General features: G+C 72.2%; 16 protein-coding genes and 1 riboswitch. Of the genes, 11 read left to right on the forward strand and 5 right to left on the reverse strand.

The window, feature by feature from the left end:
- The first annotated feature begins 60 nt into the window (after positions 1-60).
- Positions 61-1,026 carry a PAC2 family protein gene (locus ABD297_RS08295; RefSeq protein WP_344254400.1) on the forward strand — a complete coding sequence of 322 codons (966 nt, stop codon included), beginning with the start codon at positions 61-63 and terminating at the stop codon, positions 1,024-1,026.
- Positions 1,027-1,437: 411 nt separating this feature from the next.
- On the opposite strand, the gene ABD297_RS08300 is transcribed toward ABD297_RS08295, so the two are convergent.
- Both ABD297_RS08300 and ABD297_RS08305 read right to left on the reverse strand, forming a co-directional pair.
- Positions 1,438-3,189 carry a DNA polymerase gene (locus tag ABD297_RS08300; protein ID WP_344254401.1) on the reverse strand — a complete coding sequence of 584 codons (1,752 nt, stop codon included), beginning with the start codon at positions 3,187-3,189 and terminating at the stop codon, positions 1,438-1,440.
- Positions 3,182-4,348, reverse strand: coding sequence for a MalY/PatB family protein (locus ABD297_RS08305; RefSeq protein ID WP_344254402.1), 1,167 nt, complete (start codon positions 4,346-4,348; stop codon positions 3,182-3,184). The genes ABD297_RS08300 and ABD297_RS08305 overlap by 8 nt, the downstream gene beginning before the upstream one ends.
- A gap of 190 nt (positions 4,349-4,538) precedes the next feature.
- Between ABD297_RS08305 and ABD297_RS08310 the strand changes: the two genes are divergently transcribed.
- From ABD297_RS08310 to ABD297_RS08335, 6 genes are all read left to right on the forward strand, one after another.
- The gene (locus ABD297_RS08310; RefSeq protein WP_344254403.1) at positions 4,539-5,285 is read left to right on the forward strand and encodes an EcsC family protein; all 747 of its coding nucleotides are present in this window, start codon (positions 4,539-4,541) and stop codon (positions 5,283-5,285) included.
- Between the two features lie 108 nt (positions 5,286-5,393).
- On the forward strand, positions 5,394-6,083 hold the full coding sequence (locus ABD297_RS08315; RefSeq protein WP_344254404.1) for a YkvA family protein: 690 nt from the start codon (positions 5,394-5,396) through the stop codon (positions 6,081-6,083).
- Between the two features lie 133 nt (positions 6,084-6,216).
- On the forward strand, positions 6,217-7,647 hold the full coding sequence (locus ABD297_RS08320; RefSeq protein ID WP_344254405.1) for a DUF4192 domain-containing protein: 1,431 nt from the start codon (positions 6,217-6,219) through the stop codon (positions 7,645-7,647).
- 194 nt (positions 7,648-7,841) lie between these two features.
- Positions 7,842-7,956: riboswitch (SAM riboswitch) on the forward strand.
- A gap of 15 nt (positions 7,957-7,971) precedes the next feature.
- Positions 7,972-9,282: a homoserine O-acetyltransferase MetX gene (gene metX, locus ABD297_RS08325; protein ID WP_344254406.1), complete on the forward strand. Its 1,311-nt coding sequence runs from the start codon at positions 7,972-7,974 to the stop codon at positions 9,280-9,282.
- 189 nt (positions 9,283-9,471) lie between these two features.
- Positions 9,472-9,870, forward strand: coding sequence for a universal stress protein (locus ABD297_RS08330; RefSeq protein ID WP_344254407.1), 399 nt, complete (start codon positions 9,472-9,474; stop codon positions 9,868-9,870).
- A gap of 318 nt (positions 9,871-10,188) precedes the next feature.
- The gene (locus tag ABD297_RS08335; RefSeq protein ID WP_425581148.1) at positions 10,189-11,826 is read left to right on the forward strand and encodes an RNA polymerase sigma factor; all 1,638 of its coding nucleotides are present in this window, start codon (positions 10,189-10,191) and stop codon (positions 11,824-11,826) included.
- 226 nt (positions 11,827-12,052) lie between these two features.
- Here the strand turns inward: ABD297_RS08335 and ABD297_RS08340 are convergent, their stop codons facing one another.
- The 3 genes from ABD297_RS08340 to ABD297_RS08350 are packed head-to-tail and all read right to left on the reverse strand — an operon-like array spanning position 12,053 to position 16,651.
- Entirely contained in the window at positions 12,053-14,362 is a 2,310-nt protein-coding gene (locus ABD297_RS08340) for a transglutaminase TgpA family protein (protein WP_344254408.1), read from the reverse strand.
- Positions 14,359-15,603 (reverse strand): DUF58 domain-containing protein, encoded by a 1,245-nt coding sequence (locus tag ABD297_RS08345; RefSeq protein ID WP_344254409.1) that lies wholly within the window; start codon positions 15,601-15,603, stop codon positions 14,359-14,361. Before ABD297_RS08345 ends, ABD297_RS08340 begins: the two co-directional genes overlap by 4 nt.
- 13 nt (positions 15,604-15,616) lie before the next feature.
- Complete coding sequence (locus ABD297_RS08350; RefSeq protein WP_425581149.1) at positions 15,617-16,651, reverse strand: AAA family ATPase; 1,035 nt, start codon at positions 16,649-16,651, stop codon at positions 15,617-15,619.
- 506 nt (positions 16,652-17,157) lie between these two features.
- Between ABD297_RS08350 and mraZ the strand changes: the two genes are divergently transcribed.
- The 4 genes from mraZ to ABD297_RS08370 all read left to right on the forward strand — a co-directional run bounded on the left by mraZ (position 17,158) and on the right by ABD297_RS08370 (position 21,948).
- Positions 17,158-17,589 carry a division/cell wall cluster transcriptional repressor MraZ gene (gene mraZ, locus ABD297_RS08355; RefSeq protein ID WP_344254410.1) on the forward strand — a complete coding sequence of 144 codons (432 nt, stop codon included), beginning with the start codon at positions 17,158-17,160 and terminating at the stop codon, positions 17,587-17,589.
- 408 nt (positions 17,590-17,997) lie between these two features.
- Positions 17,998-19,020: a 16S rRNA (cytosine(1402)-N(4))-methyltransferase RsmH gene (gene rsmH, locus ABD297_RS08360; RefSeq protein WP_344254411.1), complete on the forward strand. Its 1,023-nt coding sequence runs from the start codon at positions 17,998-18,000 to the stop codon at positions 19,018-19,020.
- Positions 19,017-19,679 carry a cell division protein FtsL gene (gene ftsL / locus ABD297_RS08365; protein WP_344254412.1) on the forward strand — a complete coding sequence of 221 codons (663 nt, stop codon included), beginning with the start codon at positions 19,017-19,019 and terminating at the stop codon, positions 19,677-19,679. The genes rsmH and ftsL overlap by 4 nt, the downstream gene beginning before the upstream one ends.
- A gap of 154 nt (positions 19,680-19,833) precedes the next feature.
- Positions 19,834-21,948, forward strand: a complete 2,115-nt coding sequence (locus tag ABD297_RS08370) for a peptidoglycan D,D-transpeptidase FtsI family protein (protein ID WP_344254413.1) — start codon at positions 19,834-19,836, stop codon at positions 21,946-21,948.
- Positions 21,949-21,958: the final 10 nt, after the last annotated feature.

Raw genomic sequence — 21,958 nt, forward strand, 5'->3', positions numbered from 1 at the left:
GAATCATGGGGTGCGGCGGGGCGTTGGACCCTTCGACCCGTACGACGAAAGGCCAGACCCGTGCAGGACCCGACCGAGCTCTTCCAGTTCGAGAGCGACACCTCGCCCAGCCAGCTCCAGGAGCTGCAGGCCTCGGTGCTCGTCGTCGCCCTCGGCGGATTCATCGACGCCGGCCACACCCAGCGACTCATGGCCGACCACATCCTCGAGACGCACGAGTCGCGCGTCATCGCCTCCTTCGACGTCGACCAGCTGCTCGACTACCGCGGCCGCCGTCCCGTCATGGTCTTCGACCGCGACCACTGGAGCAGCTACGACGACCCCAGCCTGCTGCTGCACCGCGTCGTCGACAAGGAGGGCGTGCCCTTCCTGCTCCTCGTCGGCCCCGAGCCCGACTACCAGTGGAACCGGATGGTCGAGGCCACCACGACGCTCATCAAGACCTTCGGCGTCGACCTGACCGTCAGCGTCCACGGCATCCCCATGGCCGTGCCGCACACCCGCCCGCTCGGCGTGACCGCCCACGGCACCAACCCGCGTCTCATCACCGGCAACGACCCGGCCTTCGGCACCGTCCAGGTGCCGGCCAGCTTCTCGTCGCTGCTCGAGTACCGCCTCGGTGAGGCCGGGCTCGACGCCATCGGCTTCGCCGTGCACGTGCCGCACTACCTCGGCCAGAGCGAGTTCGCGGACGCCGCCGTGCTCGGTCTCGAGCGCGTCCGGGCCGCCACCGGCCTCGACCTCGACCTGCGCGAGCTGTCCGCGACGGCCGGGCTCAACCGCGCCGAGATCAGCCGGCAGATGGAGGAGTCCGACGAGATCACCGCAGTGGTTCGGGCCCTCGAGCAGCAGTACGACACCTTCCTCGAGGGGCGCCAGCAGCGCAACCTGCTCGCCACCGACCTGTCCGACCTGCCCACGGCCGACGAGATCGGCGCCGAGTTCGAGGCCTTCCTCAAGGACGTCACCGAGGACGAGGAGCACGGCGACACACCGGGCGACGAGCCCGGCGACAGCCACAGCTGAACCAGAACGTCCACGGAGCGGGTCCGACCTCACGGTCGGGCCCGCTTCGTCGTCTCCGGCGCTCGCGGCGTGGGTGCGCTCCCGGGGCGCGACGGCGCTCGCGGCGTGGAGCGTCGGCGGCCCGCTCCCAGCGCGGTCTCGCCTCTTGTATGCCGTGGGCCGCCTCCGATGCCGCTCCCACCGCCGCGCCCCGCTCCCTTGCGCGGCGTCCGCCTCCGACGCCCGGCTCGCCTCAACCGTCGAGAGGCCGAAGTTCGTGGGTCCGCGACCGTCGAGAGGCCAAAGTTCGTGGGTCCGCAACCGTCGAGAGGCCAAAGTTCGTGGGTCTGGAACCGTCGAGAGGTCAGAGTTTGTGGGTCGGCGCGGTCGAGAGGCCAGAGTTCGCGGGTCGGGCGCGGCTGAGCGGCGGGTTCAGGGTTTGGCTTCGCTCCAGCGGCGGACGACCGAGGTGTCGGCGACGAAGCGGACCTCGTCGGTGCCGGCCCAGGTGCGGGCGGCGCTCGTCAGGGTGTGCTCGACGGCGGCCGCCGCGGCTGCGGCGTGCTGCTCGGGCACGTGGACGAGGAGCTCGTCGTGCAGGCACAGCACGATCTGCCCGCCGAGGGGGCGGACCGCATGCCGCACCGTCGCCGCCCAGGCCTTGAAGAGCTCGGCGGCGGACCCCTGGATGATCGCGTTGCGCGCGTAGCGGCCCCGGGCGCCGTCGGCCCCGGTGGCCGAGAACTCGGCGCTGCCCGACGGTTCCGGCGCGCCTGGCTCGAGCGGCGGCACGGGCACTCCGCCGAAGCGGATGAGCCGGCCGCCCCACGTGCGGACCGGGCGCCGCGCGACCCCGTCGGCGTAGGCGCGGTCGAGCAGCCCCATGGCCACGGGGTAGGCGCGCTCGAGGTCCTTCAGGGCCTCGCCGGCCGCTCCGGAGCGCTGGCCGTACATCGCGGCGAGCACCGCGACCTTGGCCTTGGGCCGGTCGGCGCCGAGCTTGGCCGCGACAGGTGCGTAGAGGTCGTCGGCGCGGGTCGCCTCGGCGAAGGCCCGGTCGGCGCTGACGACGGCCAGCACCCGGGGCTCGATCTGGCCGAGGTCGGCACGGACGAAGACGTGTGCCGGGGCCGCGCAGATCGCGGGTCTGAGCGGGGCGGGCAGGTTGTGCAGGCCGTTCTGGGCCGTCATGCGCCCGGCGGCACCGTCGCACGCCGTCCAGCCGCCGCGGAGCCGGTCGTCGGCGCCGACGTGGTCGTCGAGCCAGCGGTAGCCGTAGGTCGTCGCGATGCGCTCGTCCTTGCGCCAGCGCAGCAGCGCGTCGACGAGCGGGTGGGTGTGCCGGTAGGGCTCGAGCACCCAAGCCCGGGTGTTGGGCACGTCGACCCCGGCGGAGAGCAGCAGGTCGCGCACCTGCGTGGGGTTGCGCAGGTCGGTGCGCTCACGGCCGGGAGCGTGTCGCAGGACGAGGGCGTCGCGTTCGGAGCGGATGCGGGCGCCGTCCGCGTCGTCGAGTGGCCGGGCTCCGGCAGAGGCGGCGATGAGGTCCTCGGCCGCTGCACGGTCCACGGGCAGCCCGTCACGCTCCAGCTCGAGGCAGAGCACCGCTGCCGCGGACTCGGACCACACGGTCCGCTCGAGGCGCAGAAAGTTGGAGCCGCCGATGCGGCCCAGCCCCTCGCGCTGCGCCTGCTGGCAGTCGAGCGCCAGCACCGCGAGCTCGCGCAGCCGGGTGTCGTCCGTCGCCCAGCCGAGCGCGTCCGCGCGCAGGTGCCCGTCGGCGGTGAGGAGCGCGACGTCCTCGCCGGCGGCGACGTCGAAGAGGTCGCCGTCGAAGCCGCTGAGGCGCGGCGCTCGTGGAGCCGGGACGGCCGCCTCGTCGAGACCGCGACACCCCGCGACGATGTGGCCGGGGGTCGCCCACCAACCACCGTGGACGATGCGGTGCGCCTCCGCGAGATCCCACGTGCGCGACACGCCGACCCCGGCGCCGACGACCCCGCGCAGCGTCGATGCCGCCGACCACACGACCCATCGCGGGCCGAGCTGGTCGGTAGCCGACGTGAAGCGTCGTACGACGTCGTCGAGTGGCCACGGTTCGTCGAGGCCGGGCCCCACGGCATACGCCCCCTGCGGCCCGACGACGAGCGCGACGAGCGGCGGCCCGGCACTGTTGTCAGTCAACGATGCTCGCGATCCGGTCGACCGCCTCGCGGAGGATCTCCGGTGAGGTGGCGTAGTTGACCCGCGCGTGCCCGTGACCGCCCGAGCCGAAGATGGGTCCGGGGGAGAGCGCCACCCGGGCGCGGCGCAGCACCTCGCCCGCTGGGTCGTCGCCGAGGCCCAGGCCGCTGAGGTCGAGCCACGCGAGGTAGGTCGCCTCGGGCACGACGAGACGGGCCCCGGGCAGCTGCTCGGCGACGAGGTCGGCGAGCAGGCGCCGGTTGGCGTCCAGCTCGCCGACGAGTCGGCGGAGCCACGCGCGTCCGTCGCGGTAGGCCGCCGTCTGGGCGATGACGCCCAGGTGGCTCGCACCGAACGTGACGTAGGGGTGGAGCCGGCGCACGTCGTCCACCGCGTCCTCGCCCGGCACGATGACCGCGGCCTTGAGGCCGGCGAGGTTCCACGCCTTGGAGGCCGAGGTCACCGTGACGCCGCGCTCGGTGCCGGGCACCGTCAGGTAGGGCGTGAAGGTGCTCGTCGGGAGCACGAGCGGCCCGTGGATCTCGTCGGACAGGACACGCACCCCGTGCGCGTCGGCCACGCGGGCGAGCGCCTCGAGCTCGGCGGGCGTGTGCACCGTGCCCGTCGGGTTGTGCGGGTTGGACAGCAGGTATGCCGTCGGGGCGCCCCCCGCGGTCTCGCGGGCGAAGACCTCGGCGAGGCCGTCGACGTCGAGGCGGTGGTCGGGTCCGAGGGGTGCCTCGACGACCCGGCGACCGCAGGCCTCGATGACCTCGTAGAAGGCGTTGTAGACCGGCGGGCTGACGACCACCGGGCCACCCACCTCGGTGAAGAGGCCGAGCAGGTGGGTCACCCCGGACAGGACGTCGGCCACCCGGGTGGTGGTGCGAGGGTCGAAGTCCCACGACCACTCGGCCTCGGCGAAGGCTGCGAGCTCGGCGGCATACTCCTCGGTCAGGGCGTAGCCCGTGTCGCCCCGGACCATGGCCGCGCTCACGGCATCGACGACGGCCGGGCACGGCGCGCAGTCCATCTCGGCGATCCACATCGGGATGACGTCCGGACCGTGCACGCCCCACTTCACCGACGTGCGGTCGCGTCGCAGGTCCTCCAGCGGCACGCCGAGGATCGGTGGCTGCCCGCTCGTCGTCTTGCCCATGGGGCGACCCTACGAGAGGCGACCGACGTCGTCCCGCGCGGTCCCGGTCCTGCTGCGCGGCGTCGCCGTGCCGCCCTGCGGTCGACTGGGTACGAACGTGCCACGGCCGATTGCCGCGGCATACGGTGTCGTCGGCGGCGGGACCGCAGATGAAGACGTCGGACTAAGAGGGTGGCAACTGGTGGGCATCATGGGCTGGGGCAGGAACGAGACGGTCGAGGCATCCAACGCGACCGCCGCGAAGCTGCGGCGATCGAAGGACGCCGGGGCGCTCGAGCGCGCGGCGCTGCCCGCAGAGGGAGGGCTCTCCGGAGCCGCGACGCGGCTCGTCGAGCGCCTCCTCGACGTCGGCATCGACGGCAAGGGCCCCTTCGACTCCGCCCACGAGGTCGCCGCCAACGCCCTCAAGCACGCGCGCGGCGACGCCGACCAGGCCCTGCGCGTCATCGTGCGCGACCACCGTCAGCTCGGTGCCGTCGGCGGCTTCGCCACGGGTCTGGGCGGCTTCTTCACGATGCCGGTGTCGCTGCCCGCCAACGTGCTCGAGTTCTACCTCCTCGCCACGCGCATGACGGCTGCCACCGCCAAGGTGCGCGGCTACGACATCGACCAGCCCGAGATCCGCTCCGCGGTACTGCTGACGCTCGCCGGCGCGGACAGCGACGACCTGCTCAAGAAGGCCGGGCTGCAGGCCGCCGGCGGCAAGCTGTCGTCGGTCGCCTTCGACCGGCTGCCCGCTCCGGCGCTGATGGTCCTCAACAAGGCCGTCGGCTTCCGGCTGCTCGGCCGCATCGGTCAGGGCACGTTCGCCCGGCTCGGGCGGGCCGTGCCCCTCGTCGGTGGCCTCATCGGTGCAGGGGTCGACGTCTACATGCTGAACCGCATCGGCAAGCAGGCCGCCAAGGAGTTCCCGCCCGTCGAGACGTTCGGCCGCTGAGGTCGGCGCTGCTGTCTTGGCCTGCGCGATGAGCAACCATCAGGTCACCGTCCCGTATCGCTGCCGGCAACGGGGAATCGCCTCGCCCTCCTGCTCGTTGGGCCGGGCATGAAGACCGCATCCCGCATCAAGCTGGCCGCCACGGTCGCCTCGGTCGTGCGAGCCTCCACGCGGCCCGGGGCGCCCAGTCTGCCCGAACGGGTGCAGGCGGTGCCGCGCCTCGTTCGCTGCACCCTCGAACGGACGTATGCCGGGACGTCGCTCAAGCGGCTCGGGCTCGTCGCGGGGGCGGTGGCCTACGTCGCCTCCCCGGTCGACCTCGTGCCGGAGGCGTTCCTCCCCGTCGTGGGGGCCGCCGACGACGCGGTCGTCATCTCGTGGGCGGTCACGGCGTTCTTCGAGGAGACCGACCGGTTCCTCGCGTGGGAGGCAGGCCAGGGCCTGCGCCGGTCGGGGGCGTTCCAGCCGTCACCCGGGACCGCGCCGGCAGCGCCGGGAGGGGCTGCGCAAGGCCGGGGCGGCGCGGATCCGGCCGGCGCCGACGGGCTGCGCCGCGACCGCGACGAGACCGGTGCTGCGGCACCGCGACGCCTCCTCGGTGGCGTCGCGCGCGTGAGCTCAGGCGGTTCGCGGCCGCGCCCGACCGCAGGGGCCACGGGCGGTCGCACCAGCCCCGACCCGGCTGCGAGGAAGTCTGCGGGGCCCGGAACGGGGGAGCGCAGCAGGTTGCCCGAGGGCGCCAGGCAGGCCGCCACGGACTACGTGCTCGAGTCGGTGCGCAAGCGCCTGGAGCGCTGAGCCCGGTCGCGCGACGACGGCTCGACCCGCACGGCGACGGCGTCGGTCCACACCTCTCTGCGGCGAACGGCCTTCGTCCACAGGCGGATCGATGGGCCGACCGAGAACCGGCGCGGGCGGCGAGGCTCGGCACATGCCGAAGATCTCACTGTCCGGGCCGGCCGAGCTGCTGACCATCATCCCCTTCCACCTGGGCTTCCAGCCCGAGCGCAGTGTCGTCGTGGTCTGCTTCCACGGCAAACGGCTCGGTCTCGTGGCCCGCCTCGACGTCATCGACCCGTCACTCGCCTTCGAGGCAGCCGCACAGACCCTGCCGACCCTGCTGCAGGGCTCGCCCTCGTCCGTGGCCATCGTCGGGTTCGAGGACATCCCCGACGAGTCCCTGCCCCTGCTCGAGGCCCTCGCCGACGGCGTCGAGGCAGAGCGGGTCGTCGTCAGGGAGCGTCTCGTCCTGCGCGGCGGGCGTTGGCGGTCCGTCGGCTGCGACTGCTGCCCCGACGAGGGCTGGCTGCTCCCGGAGCAGGCCGAGGTCCCTGCGGTCGCAAGCTACGTGGCTCTCGGCCACGCGGTGCTCCCGGACCGCGACGAGCTCGCCCGTCTCGTCGAGCCACTGGAGCCGACGGAGCCGCGTCACGACCTGGCCGTGACCGCCATCGAGGACTGGCAGCGCCGCTACCGGGCGGCGGGAGGGGCCATCTGCGACGAGCCTGCCTCGTCCGGACGTCGACGAGGCTCTCGCCGGTCGAAGGTGGCCGGGTCGGAGCTCGGCCTGCTCGACGGCGGGGATCCGAGCCCGCGCCAGTTCCTCGTCAACGATGCGCTCGTCGCCTGGGGCGGCGTGCTGGGTGGTGACGTCGAGGGCTACGGCATGGAGCACTGGCTGCCCTCGCTCGTCGGCCCCCTGCGCGACGTCGAGTTCCGCGACGCCCTCATCGGCTGGTTGTGCCCGGGCACGGTGCCGCTCGACACGTTCCCCGAGGAGCTCGTCGTCATGCTCGACGTGCTCCTCGGTCCCCACCTGCGGCTCGCCTCCGGGTCCGACGGCGCCGGACGTCCGGGTGCCGACGGATCGGGCAGGGACACGGAGGTCGGGGACGACATCGCCTCCCGCCTGTCGGCGTCGGACCGCGAGGCGCTGCGGGCTCTGCACGCCCTGCTCGACCTCGGCCCGGACGCGCTGGAGGCGCTCGACGGCGACGACCCGCGCGACACCGCCGAACTCAGCGAGCTCGCGCGGCTCGCCGGGTCGGGCATCGCTCCCGACGACTGGGAGGGCATCGACGACGGGCACGAACAGGAGACGGGCGAGGGCTGGGACGACTGGGAGGCGGCAGCGGTCCCGCGCGTGGTGCTCGGGCGTCTGGAGCAGGTCTGCCGGCTCACGCCGGCGGCCCACGCGGCGCCGGTGCTCTCCGTCGTGGCGTCGGTCGCGTGGTGGTGCGGGGACGGGGCCCGCGCCGGAGTCGCCGTCGACCAGGCGCTCGAGCTCGAGCCGGAGCACCGGCTGAGCCGCCTCGTGCGCCGGTCCCTCGACCACGGTGTCCGACCGTCGCGCTGCGCCTGAGCGCCGACAGGGCCACCGGAGGCCGTCGGAGGCTGTTTGGAACCCGGGCCATCACGGACGCCGTACGGAGCGGGCGGGTCGACCCACGTGTCCGCCAGGTGGGAGGAGTCGAGAGCCCCGACGAGCAACCTCGGGCGTCCATGTCGTGGACCGGTCGATCTCCTCCGGTCGGCTCCTCGCGTATGGTTGTGGCAGGTCACGAGTACCAGCGACAAGCCCCGGCTCGCTGGTCGGCAACCCTCCTTCGCGGTGGGGTGCCCCGGGTGAGGACCAGGCCACACCCGTCCCGGGTGCGTGCAAGCGCGAGGACCGAGGAGTACCCCGATGACCGTCACCCACCGGAAGCAGAGCACGCGTGTGTCGCCCGCGCGCCACGCGGCCGATGGCTCACCAGCCCGCGACGGGTTCGGCCCGGCCACCCGGACGCCGTCCGGCGTCGACCCGTCAGGTGCACCGTCCGGACGGGCCGGCGCAGAGGCCCACGTCGACGGTCCGGCCGACCCGCCGCGACGGGTGTCGGACGGCGCCTGGCGTGAGGGCGACCCGGTGGGCGGACGCCAGTTCGTCCACATCGGTGACGTCGAGCTCGAGCGGGGCGGCGTGCTGCCCGACGTCCGGATCGCCTACGAGACGTGGGGCCGGCTCAACGAGGCCGGCGACAACGTCGTCCTCGTCGAGCACGCCCTGACCGGTGACAGCCACGTCGTGGGCGAGGCCGGCCCCGGCCACGCGTCGCCGGGGTGGTGGAACTCCCTCGTGGCGTCCGGCGGTCCGGTCGACCCCGACGAGTGGTTCGTCATCGCCTCCAACGTCCTCGGCGGCTGCCAGGGGAGCACCGGCCCGTCGAGCCCGGCCCCCGACGGCCAGCCGTGGGGGAGCCGCTTTCCCTACGTCACCGTCCGCGACCAGGTAGCGGCCGAGCGTCTGCTGCTCGACCGGCTGGGGATCGCCAGAGTGGCCGCCGTGGTCGGCGGGTCCATGGGCGGCATGCGTGCCATCGAGTGGGCGGTCACCCATCCTGACGACGTCGACCGCTGCATCGTGCTCGCCTCGACGCCGAGCGCCACGGCAGACCAGATCGCCTGGTGCCAGCCGCAGCTGCTCGCCATCCGGCAGGACCCCGACTTCGCCGGCGGCGACTACTACGCCGGTGACCGCCGTCCGGACGCCGGCCTCGGCCTCGCGCGCCGCATCGCCCACATCACCTACCGGACCGAGAGCGAGCTCGACGAGCGCTTCGGTCGCGCTGCGCAGCTGGGCGAGGACCCGCTCCGAGCGGGGGACCGGGGGCGCTTCGCCGTCGAGTCCTACCTCGACCACCACGCAGGCAAGCTGGCCCGCCGCTTCGACGCGAACTCCTACGTCGTGCTGACCGAGGCGATGAACTCCCACGACGTCGGTCGCGACCGCGGCGGGGTGCAGCAGGCGCTCAGCCGGGTCCGTGCCGACTGCACCGTCGTCTCCGTCGACACCGACCGGCTCTACCCGCCGCGTCTGTCGGACGACCTGCACGCCGCGCTCCCGGTGTCGCGCCGCGCCCACATCGTGTCCGACTTCGGCCACGACGGGTTCCTCATCGAGGAGGACCAGGTGGGTCGGATCATCCGCGACGCCCTGGAGCGTGGCCGCGGCTGAGCCCTGCTGCGGGGCGGGGCGGTTCGTCGACCCGGATGCTGCGACCGAGCCCTTCGCGGGCCGGCCGGCAGGACCGTCCGGGGGTGTGACGAAGCACGTTCGGCACTCCCGGCGCGGGACGCGCCGGGCGCCTCGATATCGGGTACGGTGCGAGCACTGGTTGTTTCCGTCCCAAGGAGGTCCGGGAAAGTGGCCATCGTCGTTGGTTATGTCGCCACCAAGGAAGGTCGCGCGGCGCTCAAGCGAGCCGCCGAGGAGTGCGTCCTGCGTGGTGCGAAGCTCGTCGTCATCAGCTCCCACCGAGGGGGCAAGGACTTTGACGCGGACGAGGCCAGACAGTTCGAGACCGAGCTCGCCCGCGTGCAGGCCGTTCTCGAGGAGAAGGGGCTCGAGCACGAGGTGCGCCAGCTCGTCCGGGGCAACGACCCCGCCGAGGACCTCATCTCCGTCGCCGAGGAGGAGAAGGCCGACTTCATCGTCATCGGCCTGCGCCGGCGCAGCCCGGTCGGCAAGCTGATCCTCGGCTCCAACGCCCAGCGCATCCTGCTCGACGCGAGCTGCCCGGTGCTGGCGGTCAAGGGCGACTGAAAGTCCCTCTCGCGGGGGTGGGACGGGGTCTTCCGGCCCTCGTCAGGACGAGCGCGCCGTGCGCGGGTTCGACGCGCGTTCGCCCAGATGGCATCCGCCGTTTTATAATGTCGTAGTACGGGATCGCACAAGGCGCACCGAGAGATCGAAACAGGGACCGACTCCAACCGGCCAAGCCTTCCCGGCACCAACCCCCATTCTCGTTCGTTGTGATGATGCATGCCCGGAATCGGGTCGACACAACGAGACCTGCGACGAAAGGCGACTGCATCCGTGCCCAAGGCAACAACCGCTGGAGCTCCGAAGACCCTGCCGAAGGTGTTCCAGCACGAGGCGATCATGCAGCTCCTGGTCAAGGGCAGCACCAACGGCACCATCACGGGAACTGAGATCGCGCGTGCTCAGGTCGACGCCGGTCTCGACCTGAAGCAGATGAAGCCGGTCCTCACGACCCTCGAGGCCCACGACATCGAGATCGTTGTCGACGCGCCGCACGTCACCACGACGAAGAAGACCCGAACAGGGACCAAGGGAGGCACTGTGGCCACCGCACGCACCAGCACTGCCGCGGCGACGAAGTCCGCGACGCGGACGACGACCGCGACCACCAAGACCGCCGCCAAGAAGACGACGACCAAGATGGCCGCCCGCGCGGCGGCTCCGGCCGCCGACGAGGCTGCCACGACCGCGACGGGAACGGCCAGGAAGGCCGCCACCAACGCCGGGGTTGCCAAGGCTGCTGCCAAGCCGGTCGCCGCGAAGAAGGCGGCGGTGAAGAAGACCGCGGCCAAGAAGGCCACCTCCGCGGACGGCGTCGACGTCGCCGGCGACGAGGCCGATGACGAGGGTCCCGACGACGCCCCGGTGGGCGAGCTCGAGGACGTCGTCGTCGAGCCGGTCGAGGCCGGCGACGACAGCGACGAGGACGCCGAGGACGGCGCGACCCCGGCTGCCGCCGCCAAGACGGAGGAGACCGAGGAGTCCGGCTTCGTCATCCGCGACGACGACGAGGACGACGCCCCGGCTCAGCAGGTCGTGACCGCCGGCGCCACCGCCGACCCCGTCAAGGACTACCTCAAGCAGATCGGCAAGGTCGCCCTCCTGAACGCCGAGCAGGAGGTCGAGCTCGCCAAGCGCATCGAGGCCGGCCTGTTCGCCGAGGAGAAGCTCAACTCCGGCGACAAGATCGACATGAAGCTCAAGCGCGAGCTGTGGTGGATCGCCCAGGACGGCAAGAAGGCCAAGAACCACCTCCTCGAGGCCAACCTGCGACTCGTCGTGTCGCTGGCCAAGCGCTACACCGGTCGCGGCATGCTCTTCCTCGACCTCATCCAGGAGGGCAACCTCGGCCTCATCCGTGCGGTCGAGAAGTTCGACTACACCAAGGGCTACAAGTTCTCGACCTACGCGACGTGGTGGATCCGCCAGGCCATCACCCGCGCCATGGCCGACCAGGCGCGCACGATCCGCATCCCGGTCCACATGGTCGAGGTCATCAACAAGCTGGCCCGCGTGCAGCGCCAGATGCTCCAGGACCTGGGCCGCGAGCCCACCCCGGAGGAGCTCGCCAAGGAGCTCGACATGACGCCCGAGAAGGTCGTTGAGGTCCAGAAGTACGGCCGCGAGCCCATCTCCCTGCACACGCCGCTCGGTGAGGACGGTGACAGCGAGTTCGGTGACCTCATCGAGGACTCCGAGGCCGTCGTCCCGGCCGACGCCGTGAGCTTCACGCTCCTGCAGGAGCAGCTGCACTCGGTCCTCGACACGCTCTCCGAGCGCGAGGCGGGCGTCGTGTCGATGCGCTTCGGCCTGACCGACGGCCAGCCGAAGACGCTCGACGAGATCGGCAAGGTCTACGGCGTGACGCGTGAGCGCATTCGTCAGATCGAGTCCAAGACGATGAGCAAGCTGCGCCACCCGAGCCGCAGCCAGGTCCTGCGCGACTACCTCGACTGAGGTCGAGCCGCAGCGTCCCGGACCATCGAAGGAGCCCACGACCGTCGGGTCGTGGGCTCCTTCGCGTCGCGCGCGCCCCGAGACGCCCGAGGGTGCCGTATGCCGTATGCCGTATGCCGTATGCCGTATGCCGTATGCCGTATGCCGTATGCCGTATGCCGTATGCCGTATGCCGTATGCCGTATGCCGTATGCCGCGTGGCGTCGAGCCCTGACCGGGCGGCCGCTCAGCGACGGCGGGACGTCAGGCGCTGGGGGAGCGAGCGCCAGAAGGAGACGCCGGTCGCGGGCCAGAAGAAGGAACGGGCTCGGGCCTGCCAGGCGCGGGTGCGCCCCACCTGGCGGCGGATCGAGCGGATGTCCTCGTGCAGCTGCGACGCCTCCTCGGGTGTCGTGCGCTCGGGTCGGTCGTAGCGCGACTTCTCCAGGGTCGAGGTGACCCGCCGCATGGCGGTCGCGTTGTCCTCGTCGAGGTGGCCGTCGCTCACGTAGCGCTCGCGCAGCTGCCGCAGGGTCACACCCTCCGGTGCCTCGATGCCGAGGTCGCCGAGGTGGCAGGTGAGCTCGTCCCACTCGGCCTCGATGAGGTCCTGCTGGGTGACGGCGGCTCGACGTCGCCGCAGTCGCACGAGCCAGGCCGTGATCGGCATCGCGAAGGCGGCGAGCAGCCCGACGAGGACGGCGACGAGCAGGACGAGGTTGCGCAGGGTCAGGAACGCTCCGAGCCGGTCGAGCACGCCCTTCTGCACCGGCGTCGCGACCGCGGTGGGGGCGGCGGTCGTCGTCGTCGCGGCCCTCGAGGGGCCTCGTGAGGCCGACTCGGTCACGCCGCGGCCGCCTCCGGTCGGTCCCGAGTCGGAGCCGAGCACGGCATACGGCGGAGGGGTGCCGGCGCGGGCTCCCGGCGTCGGCTCGAAGCGGAGCCAGCCGTAGCCCTGGAAGTAGAGCTCGGGCCAGGCGTGGGCGTCGCTGGCGCGGACGACGTAGTGCTCACCGGAGAGCTGTCCCGGCAGGAAGCCGATGGCCATGCGGGCGGGGATGCCCTGCGCCCGCGCCATCATGATCATCGCCGTCGCGAACTGCACGCAGTAGCCGCGTCGGGTCTCGTAGAAGTTCTGGATGGGCTCGAGGATGCGTCCCTGCGCGTCGCGCTTCGGCTCGCCGAGGTCGAGCGAGTAGGTGTAGCGGCTCGTGTCGCGCAGGTGGTCCTGGATCGAGATGGCCTTGTCGAGCGCGTTGCCCTGCCCGCGGGTGACCTCGTCCGACCAGCGCTGCACGAGGTCGCGCGAGCGGTCCGGGATGCTGAGGTCGTCTTCGGTGATGTCGGGGGATTCGGGCGCCCCGGCCTCGCGCAGCTGCGGGGGGGTGGGGGCGAGGTCGGCGTAGGTGACGCGGTAGCTGCTGACGGCTCGGCCGACACGCACGTCGCGGGTGACCGGGTCGATGGTCCACGGCGTGCCCTCCATCGCGACGGCCACGACGGGGTAGGGCGCGGCGATGCGCGGCGCCGCGAGGGTGTTGTCCGAGACGGTGATGACGTAGTCGCGTCGCTTCTCCTGCGGCGGCAGCGGCGGCGGGTTCTCGGGCCGGGCGCCGGTCGAGCCGGCGACGAGCCACTGGCCGCGGGAGTAGTACGACGTGGCGAGCACCCGCAGCGGGGCGCGCGTGAACGCCGTCGTCGTGTAGGTCAGGACCGGGGACTGGTCCTGGTTGTTGAGGCTGCGGGACAGGTCGAGGGTGTCGTTGAAGCCGACGGAGCCCTCGCCGCCGCTGTCGCCGGAGCGCCCGAGGCCCTCGGTGAGGTAGCGCGGCGGGAAGTGGGGGACCACCGCGGGGACGACGAGGGCGACGACGACCCCCACGGCGCCGAGCTTGAGCGCCCCGGCGGTGAAGGAGCGCAAGGCGTCGCGGTCGTGGGCCGCCTCGTCGATCTCGCTGTGCGACGCCGCGTTGGCCGTGCTCCACCGGCCGAACTGGGCCCGCGCCGTCGTGTGCAGCATGACGAGCCACAGCGTCACGGGCACGACGAAGAACCGCAGCCCCAGGGCGTCGTTGCTGTTGATCGTCGTGATGAGGTATGCCGTCAGCAGCGGCAGCCCTGCAGCTGCCGGGCTGCGCCAGGTGGCCGCCATGGCGTCGACCGCGATCGCGACGATGGCGACCGCGATGACGAGGCAGAACGTGACGCCGTCGTTGAGCGGCGCCGGCACCGTGTAGCGGTTGACCGTGTCGAGCGCCTGCAGCCCGAGCGAGTTGGCCGCCTCGAGCGTCGCGGGGGTGGGCAGGAGCAGGGTGAAGGAGTCGCCGGTCCAGCGAGCGAGGATGACGTACGTGGTGACGAGCACCTGGACGGCCACGACGAGGCCGCGCGAGCGCGTCAACCCGCGACCGACGAGGCCGAGGCCGGCCACGAGGGCGATGACCATCACCGTGGGGCCGAGCCACGAGTTGTCGGCGAAGAGGGTGGTGATCGGGTAGATCGCGCCGAGCGTCGCGAGGGCGGCCAGGAGCGTGATCCTCCAGCGGCGGCGGGTCATCGGCTGCCTCCCACGGTCGCGGCGGTCAGCACGGCCCACGCGTGCGCGACGTCCTCGTCACGCTCCACCCCGACGGCGCGCCAGCCGGCGAGGCGCAGGCTCTCGACGTGCGGCTCGGCCTCCTCCGCCTGGGTCTCCCCGAAGCTGCGTGCGTCGAGGACGAGGGCGAGGCCGGTCGTCCCGGGCTGACGCAGGCTCGCCACGCGCGAGGTCAGCTCGCGTCCGGAGGGCCCGACGAGGGCCACGAGGAAACCGCCGGCGGCAGCGAGCGCCTGGGCCGCGCGCAGGATCTCGTCCTCGCCGGTGTCGTCGCGCATCGTCGCCACCGCGAGCACGTCGAGGATCTCGTCGGGGGTCATCGTGTCGGCCGCCCGCGCGGTCTCGACGGTCTCGGCGCAGACGAGGTGGACGGCATACCCCGACTCGCACAGGTGCACGGCGACCGAGGCCGCGGCCGTGACCGCCCACTCGAAGGAGCTGTTGGCCCCGGTGCCGCCGTGCGCCGACGGCCGCGGATCGAGCAGCACGACCGCACGCCGCTGGGCGGGGCGGTCCTCCTGGCGCACCATGAGGTCGCCGGTTCGGGCCGTCGCCGGCCAGTGGATCCGGCGCAGGTCGTCGCCGTCGCGGTACTCGCGGATGGTCACGTCGTCCTCGCCGTGCAGCGCGATGAGCTGGGCCTGCTCACCCTCCGAGCCGACGCCCGAGCTGGGCTGGCGGTTCGAGGAGAGCGGGTGCACGGCAGGCAGCACGACGAGGTCGGCGCTCCCCTCGAGGACCGCGTTACGGTTGGCCAGGCCGAACGGGTCCTGCACCTGCACGCCCAGGGGGCCGAGGTGGTGGCGCCCGCGCAGATGCGACCGGACGGCATAGTCGATCGCGCGCACGCGTCCCGAGGGGATGCGGCCGACGACGAACCGGGGGCGGTCACCGAGCACGTAGTCGAGCCGCTCCTCGGCGAGGAAGATCGGCGTCGTCGCGCTGGAGACGTTCTCGAAGGAGAGCGTGACGTGCGCGTCCTGACCGACGCTGATCCGCTCGGGGTGGGTGTGGCGCTCGATGCGCATCCGGGTCTTGCGCGTGCGCACGAGCAGCGCGGAGACGAGCGGGAGCGCGACGAGGAGGACCCCGAAGCGGGTGAGGTCGCGGAATCCGAAGATGATGCCGGCGAGCACGAGGACGACCCCCGCGCCGACGAAGGCCCGGCCCCGTGTCGTCAGGACGCTCCGCAGTGACGGCATGTGCGTCCCCCGCTCAGCGTGCTGCGGGCGGCACCGGCACCTGGCGCAGCAGGTCGCTCACGACCTCGGCAGTGGTGCGGCGCGCGAGCTGGGTCTCGCTCGAGGGCATGAGCCGGTGGGCGAGGACGGGCCCGGCGAGCACCTGCACGTCGTCGGGGATCACGTGGTCGCGCCCCTCGAGCGCGGCGTAGGCCCGCGATGCGCGGAGCAGGTGCAGGGCGGCCCGCGGGGAGGCGCCGAGGCGCAGCGCCGTCGTGGACCGGGACCGGGTCACGAGGTCGACGATGTACTGGCGCACGGCCGGGCTCGCGTGCACGTGGCTGACCGACTGCACGACGCGGTTGATCGTCTCGGCGTCGGTGACGGGCGTCAGGGCGTCGAGGGGTGAGCTCGAGCCATGGGTCTCGAGCAGGTCGAGCTCCGCCCGGGGGGCCGGGTAGCCCATCGAGATGCGGGCCATGAAGCGGTCACGCTGGGCCTCCGGAAGGGGATAGGTGCCCTCCATCTCGATCGGGTTCTGGGTCGCCATGACGATGAAGGGGGTCTGCAGCGTGTAGGTCGTGCCGTCGACGGTGACCTGCCGCTCCTCCATGGACTCGAGCAGCGCCGACTGCGTCTTGGGCGAGGCACGGTTGATCTCGTCCCCGACGACGACGTTGGCGAAGATGGCCCCGGGGCGGAACTCGAAGCGTCGGGCGTCCTGGTTGAAGATGCTGACGCCCGTGACGTCGCTCGGGAGCAGGTCGGGCGTGAACTGGATGCGCCGCACCGTGGCGTCGATCGAGCGGGCCAGCGTCTTGGCGAGCATCGTCTTGCCGACGCCGGGGACGTCCTCGATGAGCAGGTGGCCGCCGGCGAAGAGCACCGTGACGGTGGTGCGGACGACGTCTGCCTTGCCCTCGATGACGCTCGTCATCGCCCCGATGAGGCGATCGGCCACCTCGTGGATGAGACCGAGGTCGGCCCCACCGGCGCTCCCGTTGCTGCCGCCGCCCGAGGGCCGGCCGGGAGTGGCCGTGGTCTCGATCCCCGTGTCCGTCGTGGTCACACTGTCCTCCGCTGGTCGTCCCCATGTCGTGGCGCAGCACCGCTCGTGGCGGGCTGCTCCACCCGTCAGGCGATCTTCTCCCATGGACCCTCGTCACCGGTAGGGCTGCCTCGGTCGTGACCGGATGGAGACCTGTCGGAGCTGGGAGCCGTGGACGCTGTCGCCCACCTCCACTTTCCTCCACCTCCAACGACCGGGGGAGCCGTTCGGTTCGGTCGGGCCGGTCGACCGGCCGTTGCTGAGCACGCGGCCAGGCCTTTCGGACGACGTATGCCGTGTGGCCACGTCGGGTGGACGGGGCGAGCCCGGTGCCCGGTCGGCACCCAGCGTCCTTGGGGGCTCGAAGCGCTCCACTTCGCACCACCGTGGCTGACCTGCGAAAACGTGGGACTCGCGGGGTCGAAAACGCCCAAACATCGTTGACGGTGGAGGAGAGTGGAGTATCGTGGGGCATCAAGGTAGTGAATGGGTGCGCCCGCGGGTCGACAAAGGGGAGGTGGCGAACCATGTTTCTCGGGACGCACACACCCCGGCTCGACGACAAGGGCCGTCTCTTCCTGCCGGCCAAGTACCGCGAGCGGATGGCCGGTGGCCTCGTCGTCACGCGCGGCCAGGAGCGCAGCCTGTTCATCTACCCGATGGACGAGTTCGTCCGGGTCGCGGACCAGATGCGCCAGGCCCCGACGACGAGCAAGGTCGCCCGCGACTACATGCGCGTCTTCCTCTCCGGCGCCTCCGACGAGATCCCCGACAAGCAGGGACGCTTCACCATCCCGGCCAACCTGCGTCAGTACGCCGGGCTCGATCGCGAGGTCACGGTCATCGGCGCCGGCTCCCGCCTCGAGGTCTGGGACAGCACGGTCTGGAACACCTACCTCGAGCAGACCGAGCAGAGCTTCGCCGACACGGCGGAGGAGGTGATCCCGGGGCTCTTCTGAGCCCTCAGGACACCAGTACCACCAGTGCCGCCCGAGACCCACCAGCCCAGACCCACCACCACCCGAGATCCGCCTCCGAGATCCCCGACCGAAGACCACCTGCACGCCGGCCTCCAGCCGCTCCGCTCCCGGGACGACTTCCCCCGTCCCGGGCGACGTAGCGGATGGGGACCAGCCTCCAGGTGGACACAGCACCACAGGCCCAGAACGACTCCACCAGCATTCGAACGGCCCCGATCAGCACCCTCCACCTGATCGGAGCCACATCGGCCGACCGGCCACACCCACACCGAAGAAGACCACGGCGGACCTGTATGCGCCGCCAGGTCACATGAGTCACATCAGCCCCGTGCGCCACAGGCGCACCAGCAGGGGTGTCGCAGAGCACGAGCGTGAGAGGGACGCACCATGAGCGATCGAGGACCGGCGCAGGAGCGCCACGTCCCCGTCATGCGTGACCGGATCCTCGAGCTGCTCGCCCCGGCCCTCGACCGTCCCGGAGCGGTGCACGTCGACGGCACGCTCGGCATGGGCGGCCACGCCGAGGGCGTGCTGGAACGGTTCCCCGAGTGCGTCGTCGTGGGCATCGACCGCGACCACGAGGCCCTGGCCCTGGCGGGTCGGCGCCTCGCGCGCTTCGGTGACCGCTTCCGCCCCGTGCACGCCGTCTACGACGACATCAAGCAGGTGGTCGCCGACCTCGAGCTCCCCGTCGTCGACGGCATCCTCTTCGACCTCGGCGTCAGCTCGCTCCAGCTCGACGAGACCGACCGCGGGTTCGCCTACCGCGTCGACGCACCGCTCGACATGCGGATGGACCAGTCGAGTGGGATGACCGCGGCCGACGTGCTCAACACCTACTCGGTGGAGGACCTGACCCGCATCCTGCGCGACTACGGCGAGGAGCGCTTCGCCCGCAAGATCGCCAAGGCCGTCGTCCAGGACCGCGCGGTCGAGCCCTACACCTCGTCCGGTCGCCTCGTGGAGATGCTTCGGCGGGTCATCCCGACGGCCTCCCAGCGCCAGAGCGGTCACCCGGCCAAGCGCACCTTCCAGGCCCTGCGCATCGAGGTCAACGACGAGCTCGAGGTCTGGCGCCGCGCCATCGACGAGGCGATCGACGTCCTCGCCGTGGGCGGGCGGATCGCGGTCCTGTCGTACCACTCCCTCGAGGACCGCGCCACGAAGCAGGCCTTCGCGGCGGGCGCCACCTCCAGCACCCCGCCCGGGCTGCCCGTCGAGCTCCCCGAGCACGCGGCATACCTCCGGCTCGTCACCCGCGGCGCCGAGGCGCCCGGGGACGACGAGGTCACCACCAACCCCCGGGCCGCCTCGGCCCGACTCCGCGTCGCAGAGCGCGTGCGCGACACCTCCACGAACACCACGACCGGCAGCACAGACAGCAGGACCAGGAAGGGAACCACCCGATGAGCCAGATGACCGCCACGGCCCGGCCGCTCCGCGCGCCGCGGCGCGGGCCAGCCCCCACACCGCTGCGGGTCATCCCGAGCAGCATCACGCGCACCGGGAACGGCGCCTTCGCCACGACGTGCATCGCGCTGCTCATCGCCGGCCTCATCGCCCTGCTCCTGCTCAACACCGCCCTGGCCCAGGGCTCGCTCGCCCTCGGGGACCTCCAGCGACAGTCGGCCACCCTCAGCGACACCGCGGGCAACCTCCAGGAGGAGATCGACCGGGCCTCGGCCACGGGCGCCCTCGCGCGCAGCGCTGCCGAGCTCGGGATGGTCCGCATGAACACCCGCGGCTACATCGACCTCGCCAAGGGCACGGTCTCGGGCCAGCCCGAGGCGGCCACGAAGAACAACGCCTTCCCGATCGTCACGAGCCCGACGCCGCCCGCCGTCCTGTCGTCGGTCGAGAAGGTCCTGTCGTCGGCGACGAAGGTCGGCGCGGCCGCGACGGCGGCCTCGGCCACGCCGGCCGCGGGCGCCACGCCGACGGCGCCCGGTGCCAGCCGGCAGGCCCCCGCAACGCCCACACTGGGCACGACGCCCGGTGCGTCGACCGGGCCTGCGACGAGCGGGACCGCGTCGGTCAGCGGTGGGCAGCACCGGACGACGACGAGGTGATCGTGTGACGCAGGCCCGAGGAACCGATCCTGGACGGACCGGTCGCGGAGCTGCGCCCGCACGACAGACCCGGCGGGACCCGTCGGCGACCTCCACTGCACGCACCGCGCAGTCCCATAAGGCGGGTCAGGCCGGTCCGTCGCGGCAGGGCGGCGTGCGAGCCCCCGGTGCCAAGACGGCGTCCACGGCCTCGACGGCGCGCGCGACATCCTCCGGACGCGGCGCTGCTCCCTCCCGTGCGCGCCCCCAGGGCGGGGCGCCGGGCCGGTCCCAGGGACGTTCCCAGAGCGCCGCCCAGAGCCAGGGCCGGCGACCCGGCAACGACCGCTCCGGCACCGCCCCCGCCAGGGGCCGCGGTCCGGCGGCGAAGGCCGCTCCCGGCTCCCGCGGCCCGGGTGGCCCGCGCGGACCCCGAGGCCCGCGAGGACCCCGCCGCCCGCTCAGGATCTCGCGTGCCAACCCGCGCCGCCGCGCGCGGGTCATCTTCGTCGCGATCCTCTTCGTCTTCACGATCTTCGCCGGGCAGCTGCTGCGGATCCAGGCCTTCGACGCGTCCGCGACGCAGGAGGCGGCGCTGTTCAAGCGGTCGGTCAAGACGACGACCCCGGCCATGCGCGGCCAGATCCTCGACACCAACGGCCAGGTCCTCGCCGACTCGGTGGAGCGCTTCACCATCGCCGCGGACCCCACGATCATCCCGGAGTACGTCGTCAGCATCGACGGGGTGCGCACCAAGGTCGGCGTCACCCGCGCCGCCGCGGACCTCGCGCCCCTCCTCCAGATGACGACGGCGCAGCTGACCAAGCTCTTCACCCGCTCGGGCACTCGCTACGTCGTCATCAAGAAGGAGGTGAACCCCGCGATCTACCGCGAGATCCGGGCCCTCGGCATCCCGGGCATCAGCGGTGAGCGCACCGCCCAGCGCATCTACCCGACGTCGATGGCGCTCGGCCAGCTCGTCGGTTTCGTCCGGCCGATCGACCAGAGCGGCGCCGGGGGCGTCGAGCAGATGTTCGACACGGCCCTGCGGGGCACGCCCGGCGTCAGCGTCGCCGAGCGGGCGCGTGACGGCTACATCATCCCGGGGTCCCAGCGCGTCGACACCCCGGTCGTCAACGGCCGCGACGTCAAGCTGACCATCGACGCCGACCTGCAGTGGTACGCCCAGAACGCCCTGGCCAAGCAGGTGACGGCCGTCGGCGCCGAGTCGGGCACCGCGGTCGTCATGGAGGTCGCCACCGGCAAGGTGCGCGCCGCCGCGAGCTACCCGACGTTCGACCCCAACGACCTCAAGGACGCCAAGCCGGGGGCGCTGGGCAACTACGCCTTCAACGACGCCTTCGAGCCCGGCTCCACCGGCAAGCTCATGACGATGGCGGCGGCGCTCGAGCAGGGGGTCATCACCCCCGACACCGGGGTCATCGTGCCTCCGCGCCTTCCACGGGCCGGCACCTCGTTCAAGGACAACGAGCCGCACGGGGTCGAGAACATGACCGCGACGGGCGTGCTCGCCAAGTCCTCCAACATGGGCACCATGCTCATCGGCGAGCGGGTCCCGCCGACGATGATGGAGGCGTACTACCGCAAGTTCGGGATCGGCACGAGGACGCCGGTCGGGTTCCCCGGCGAGTCCGCCGGCCTGCTCGCCGGCGCCAAGGACTGGGTCTCGACCCGCCGCTACACCATCCTCTTCGGGCAGGGCTACGCCGTGACCGCCATCCAGCAGGCCGGCGTCTTCCAGACGATCGCCAACAAGGGTGTGCGGGTGCCCCCCTCGCTCGTCGAGGGCACCGTCAACGACAGCGGGACCTTCATCCCGTCCACGCCGACGACGCCCATCCGGGTCGTCACCCAGGACACCGCGGTCAATTTGTCGCGGATGATGGAGGAGGTCACGGGCAAGGACGGCACGGCCATGGCTGCCCGGATCAAGGGCTACCGCGTGGCCGGCAAGACCGGCACCGCCGACCGCTACGACGACAAGCTCAAGCGCTACAACGGCTTCACGGCCTCCTTCATCGGCTTCGCCCCGGCCGAGGCCCCGAAGTACGTCGTGGCCGTCTTCATCCAGAAGCCGAGCGCCGGGATGTTCGGCGGCGCCCTGGCCGGACCCGTCTTCAACCAGGTGATGTCCTACCTCCTCGAGCGCACCGGCGCTCCGCCCAGCCCGAAGTCGAGCCTGAACTACCACGTCTGGGCCGACAAGCCGCTGTCGTCCGACGACCCGACGGTCATCAGCAATGCGCGGGCCAAGCGGGATGGCCTGTAAGTTGGGATGA

It is taken from the genome of Terrabacter carboxydivorans (genome assembly GCF_039532035.1).
GTDB lineage: Bacteria > Actinomycetota > Actinomycetes > Actinomycetales > Dermatophilaceae > Terrabacter > Terrabacter carboxydivorans.

Excerpts from the sequence above, each read along its gene's own strand:
- metX (WP_344254406.1), top strand. The coding sequence starts at position 7,972 with ATGACCGTCACCCACCGGAAGCAGAGCACGCGTGTGTCGCCCGCGCGC.
- ABD297_RS08340 (WP_344254408.1), bottom strand. The coding sequence starts at position 14,362 with ATGACCCGCCGCCGCTGGAGGATCACGCTCCTGGCCGCCCTCGCGACG.
- ABD297_RS08345 (WP_344254409.1), bottom strand. The coding sequence starts at position 15,603 with ATGCCGTCACTGCGGAGCGTCCTGACGACACGGGGCCGGGCCTTCGTC.
- ftsL (WP_344254412.1), top strand. The coding sequence starts at position 19,017 with ATGAGCCAGATGACCGCCACGGCCCGGCCGCTCCGCGCGCCGCGGCGC.
- ABD297_RS08310 (WP_344254403.1), top strand. The coding sequence starts at position 4,539 with ATGGGCTGGGGCAGGAACGAGACGGTCGAGGCATCCAACGCGACCGCC.
- ABD297_RS08315 (WP_344254404.1), top strand. The coding sequence starts at position 5,394 with ATGAAGACCGCATCCCGCATCAAGCTGGCCGCCACGGTCGCCTCGGTC.
- mraZ (WP_344254410.1), top strand. The coding sequence starts at position 17,158 with ATGTTTCTCGGGACGCACACACCCCGGCTCGACGACAAGGGCCGTCTC.
- ABD297_RS08305 (WP_344254402.1), bottom strand. The coding sequence starts at position 4,348 with ATGGGCAAGACGACGAGCGGGCAGCCACCGATCCTCGGCGTGCCGCTG.
- ABD297_RS08320 (WP_344254405.1), top strand. The coding sequence starts at position 6,217 with ATGCCGAAGATCTCACTGTCCGGGCCGGCCGAGCTGCTGACCATCATC.
- rsmH (WP_344254411.1), top strand. The coding sequence starts at position 17,998 with ATGAGCGATCGAGGACCGGCGCAGGAGCGCCACGTCCCCGTCATGCGT.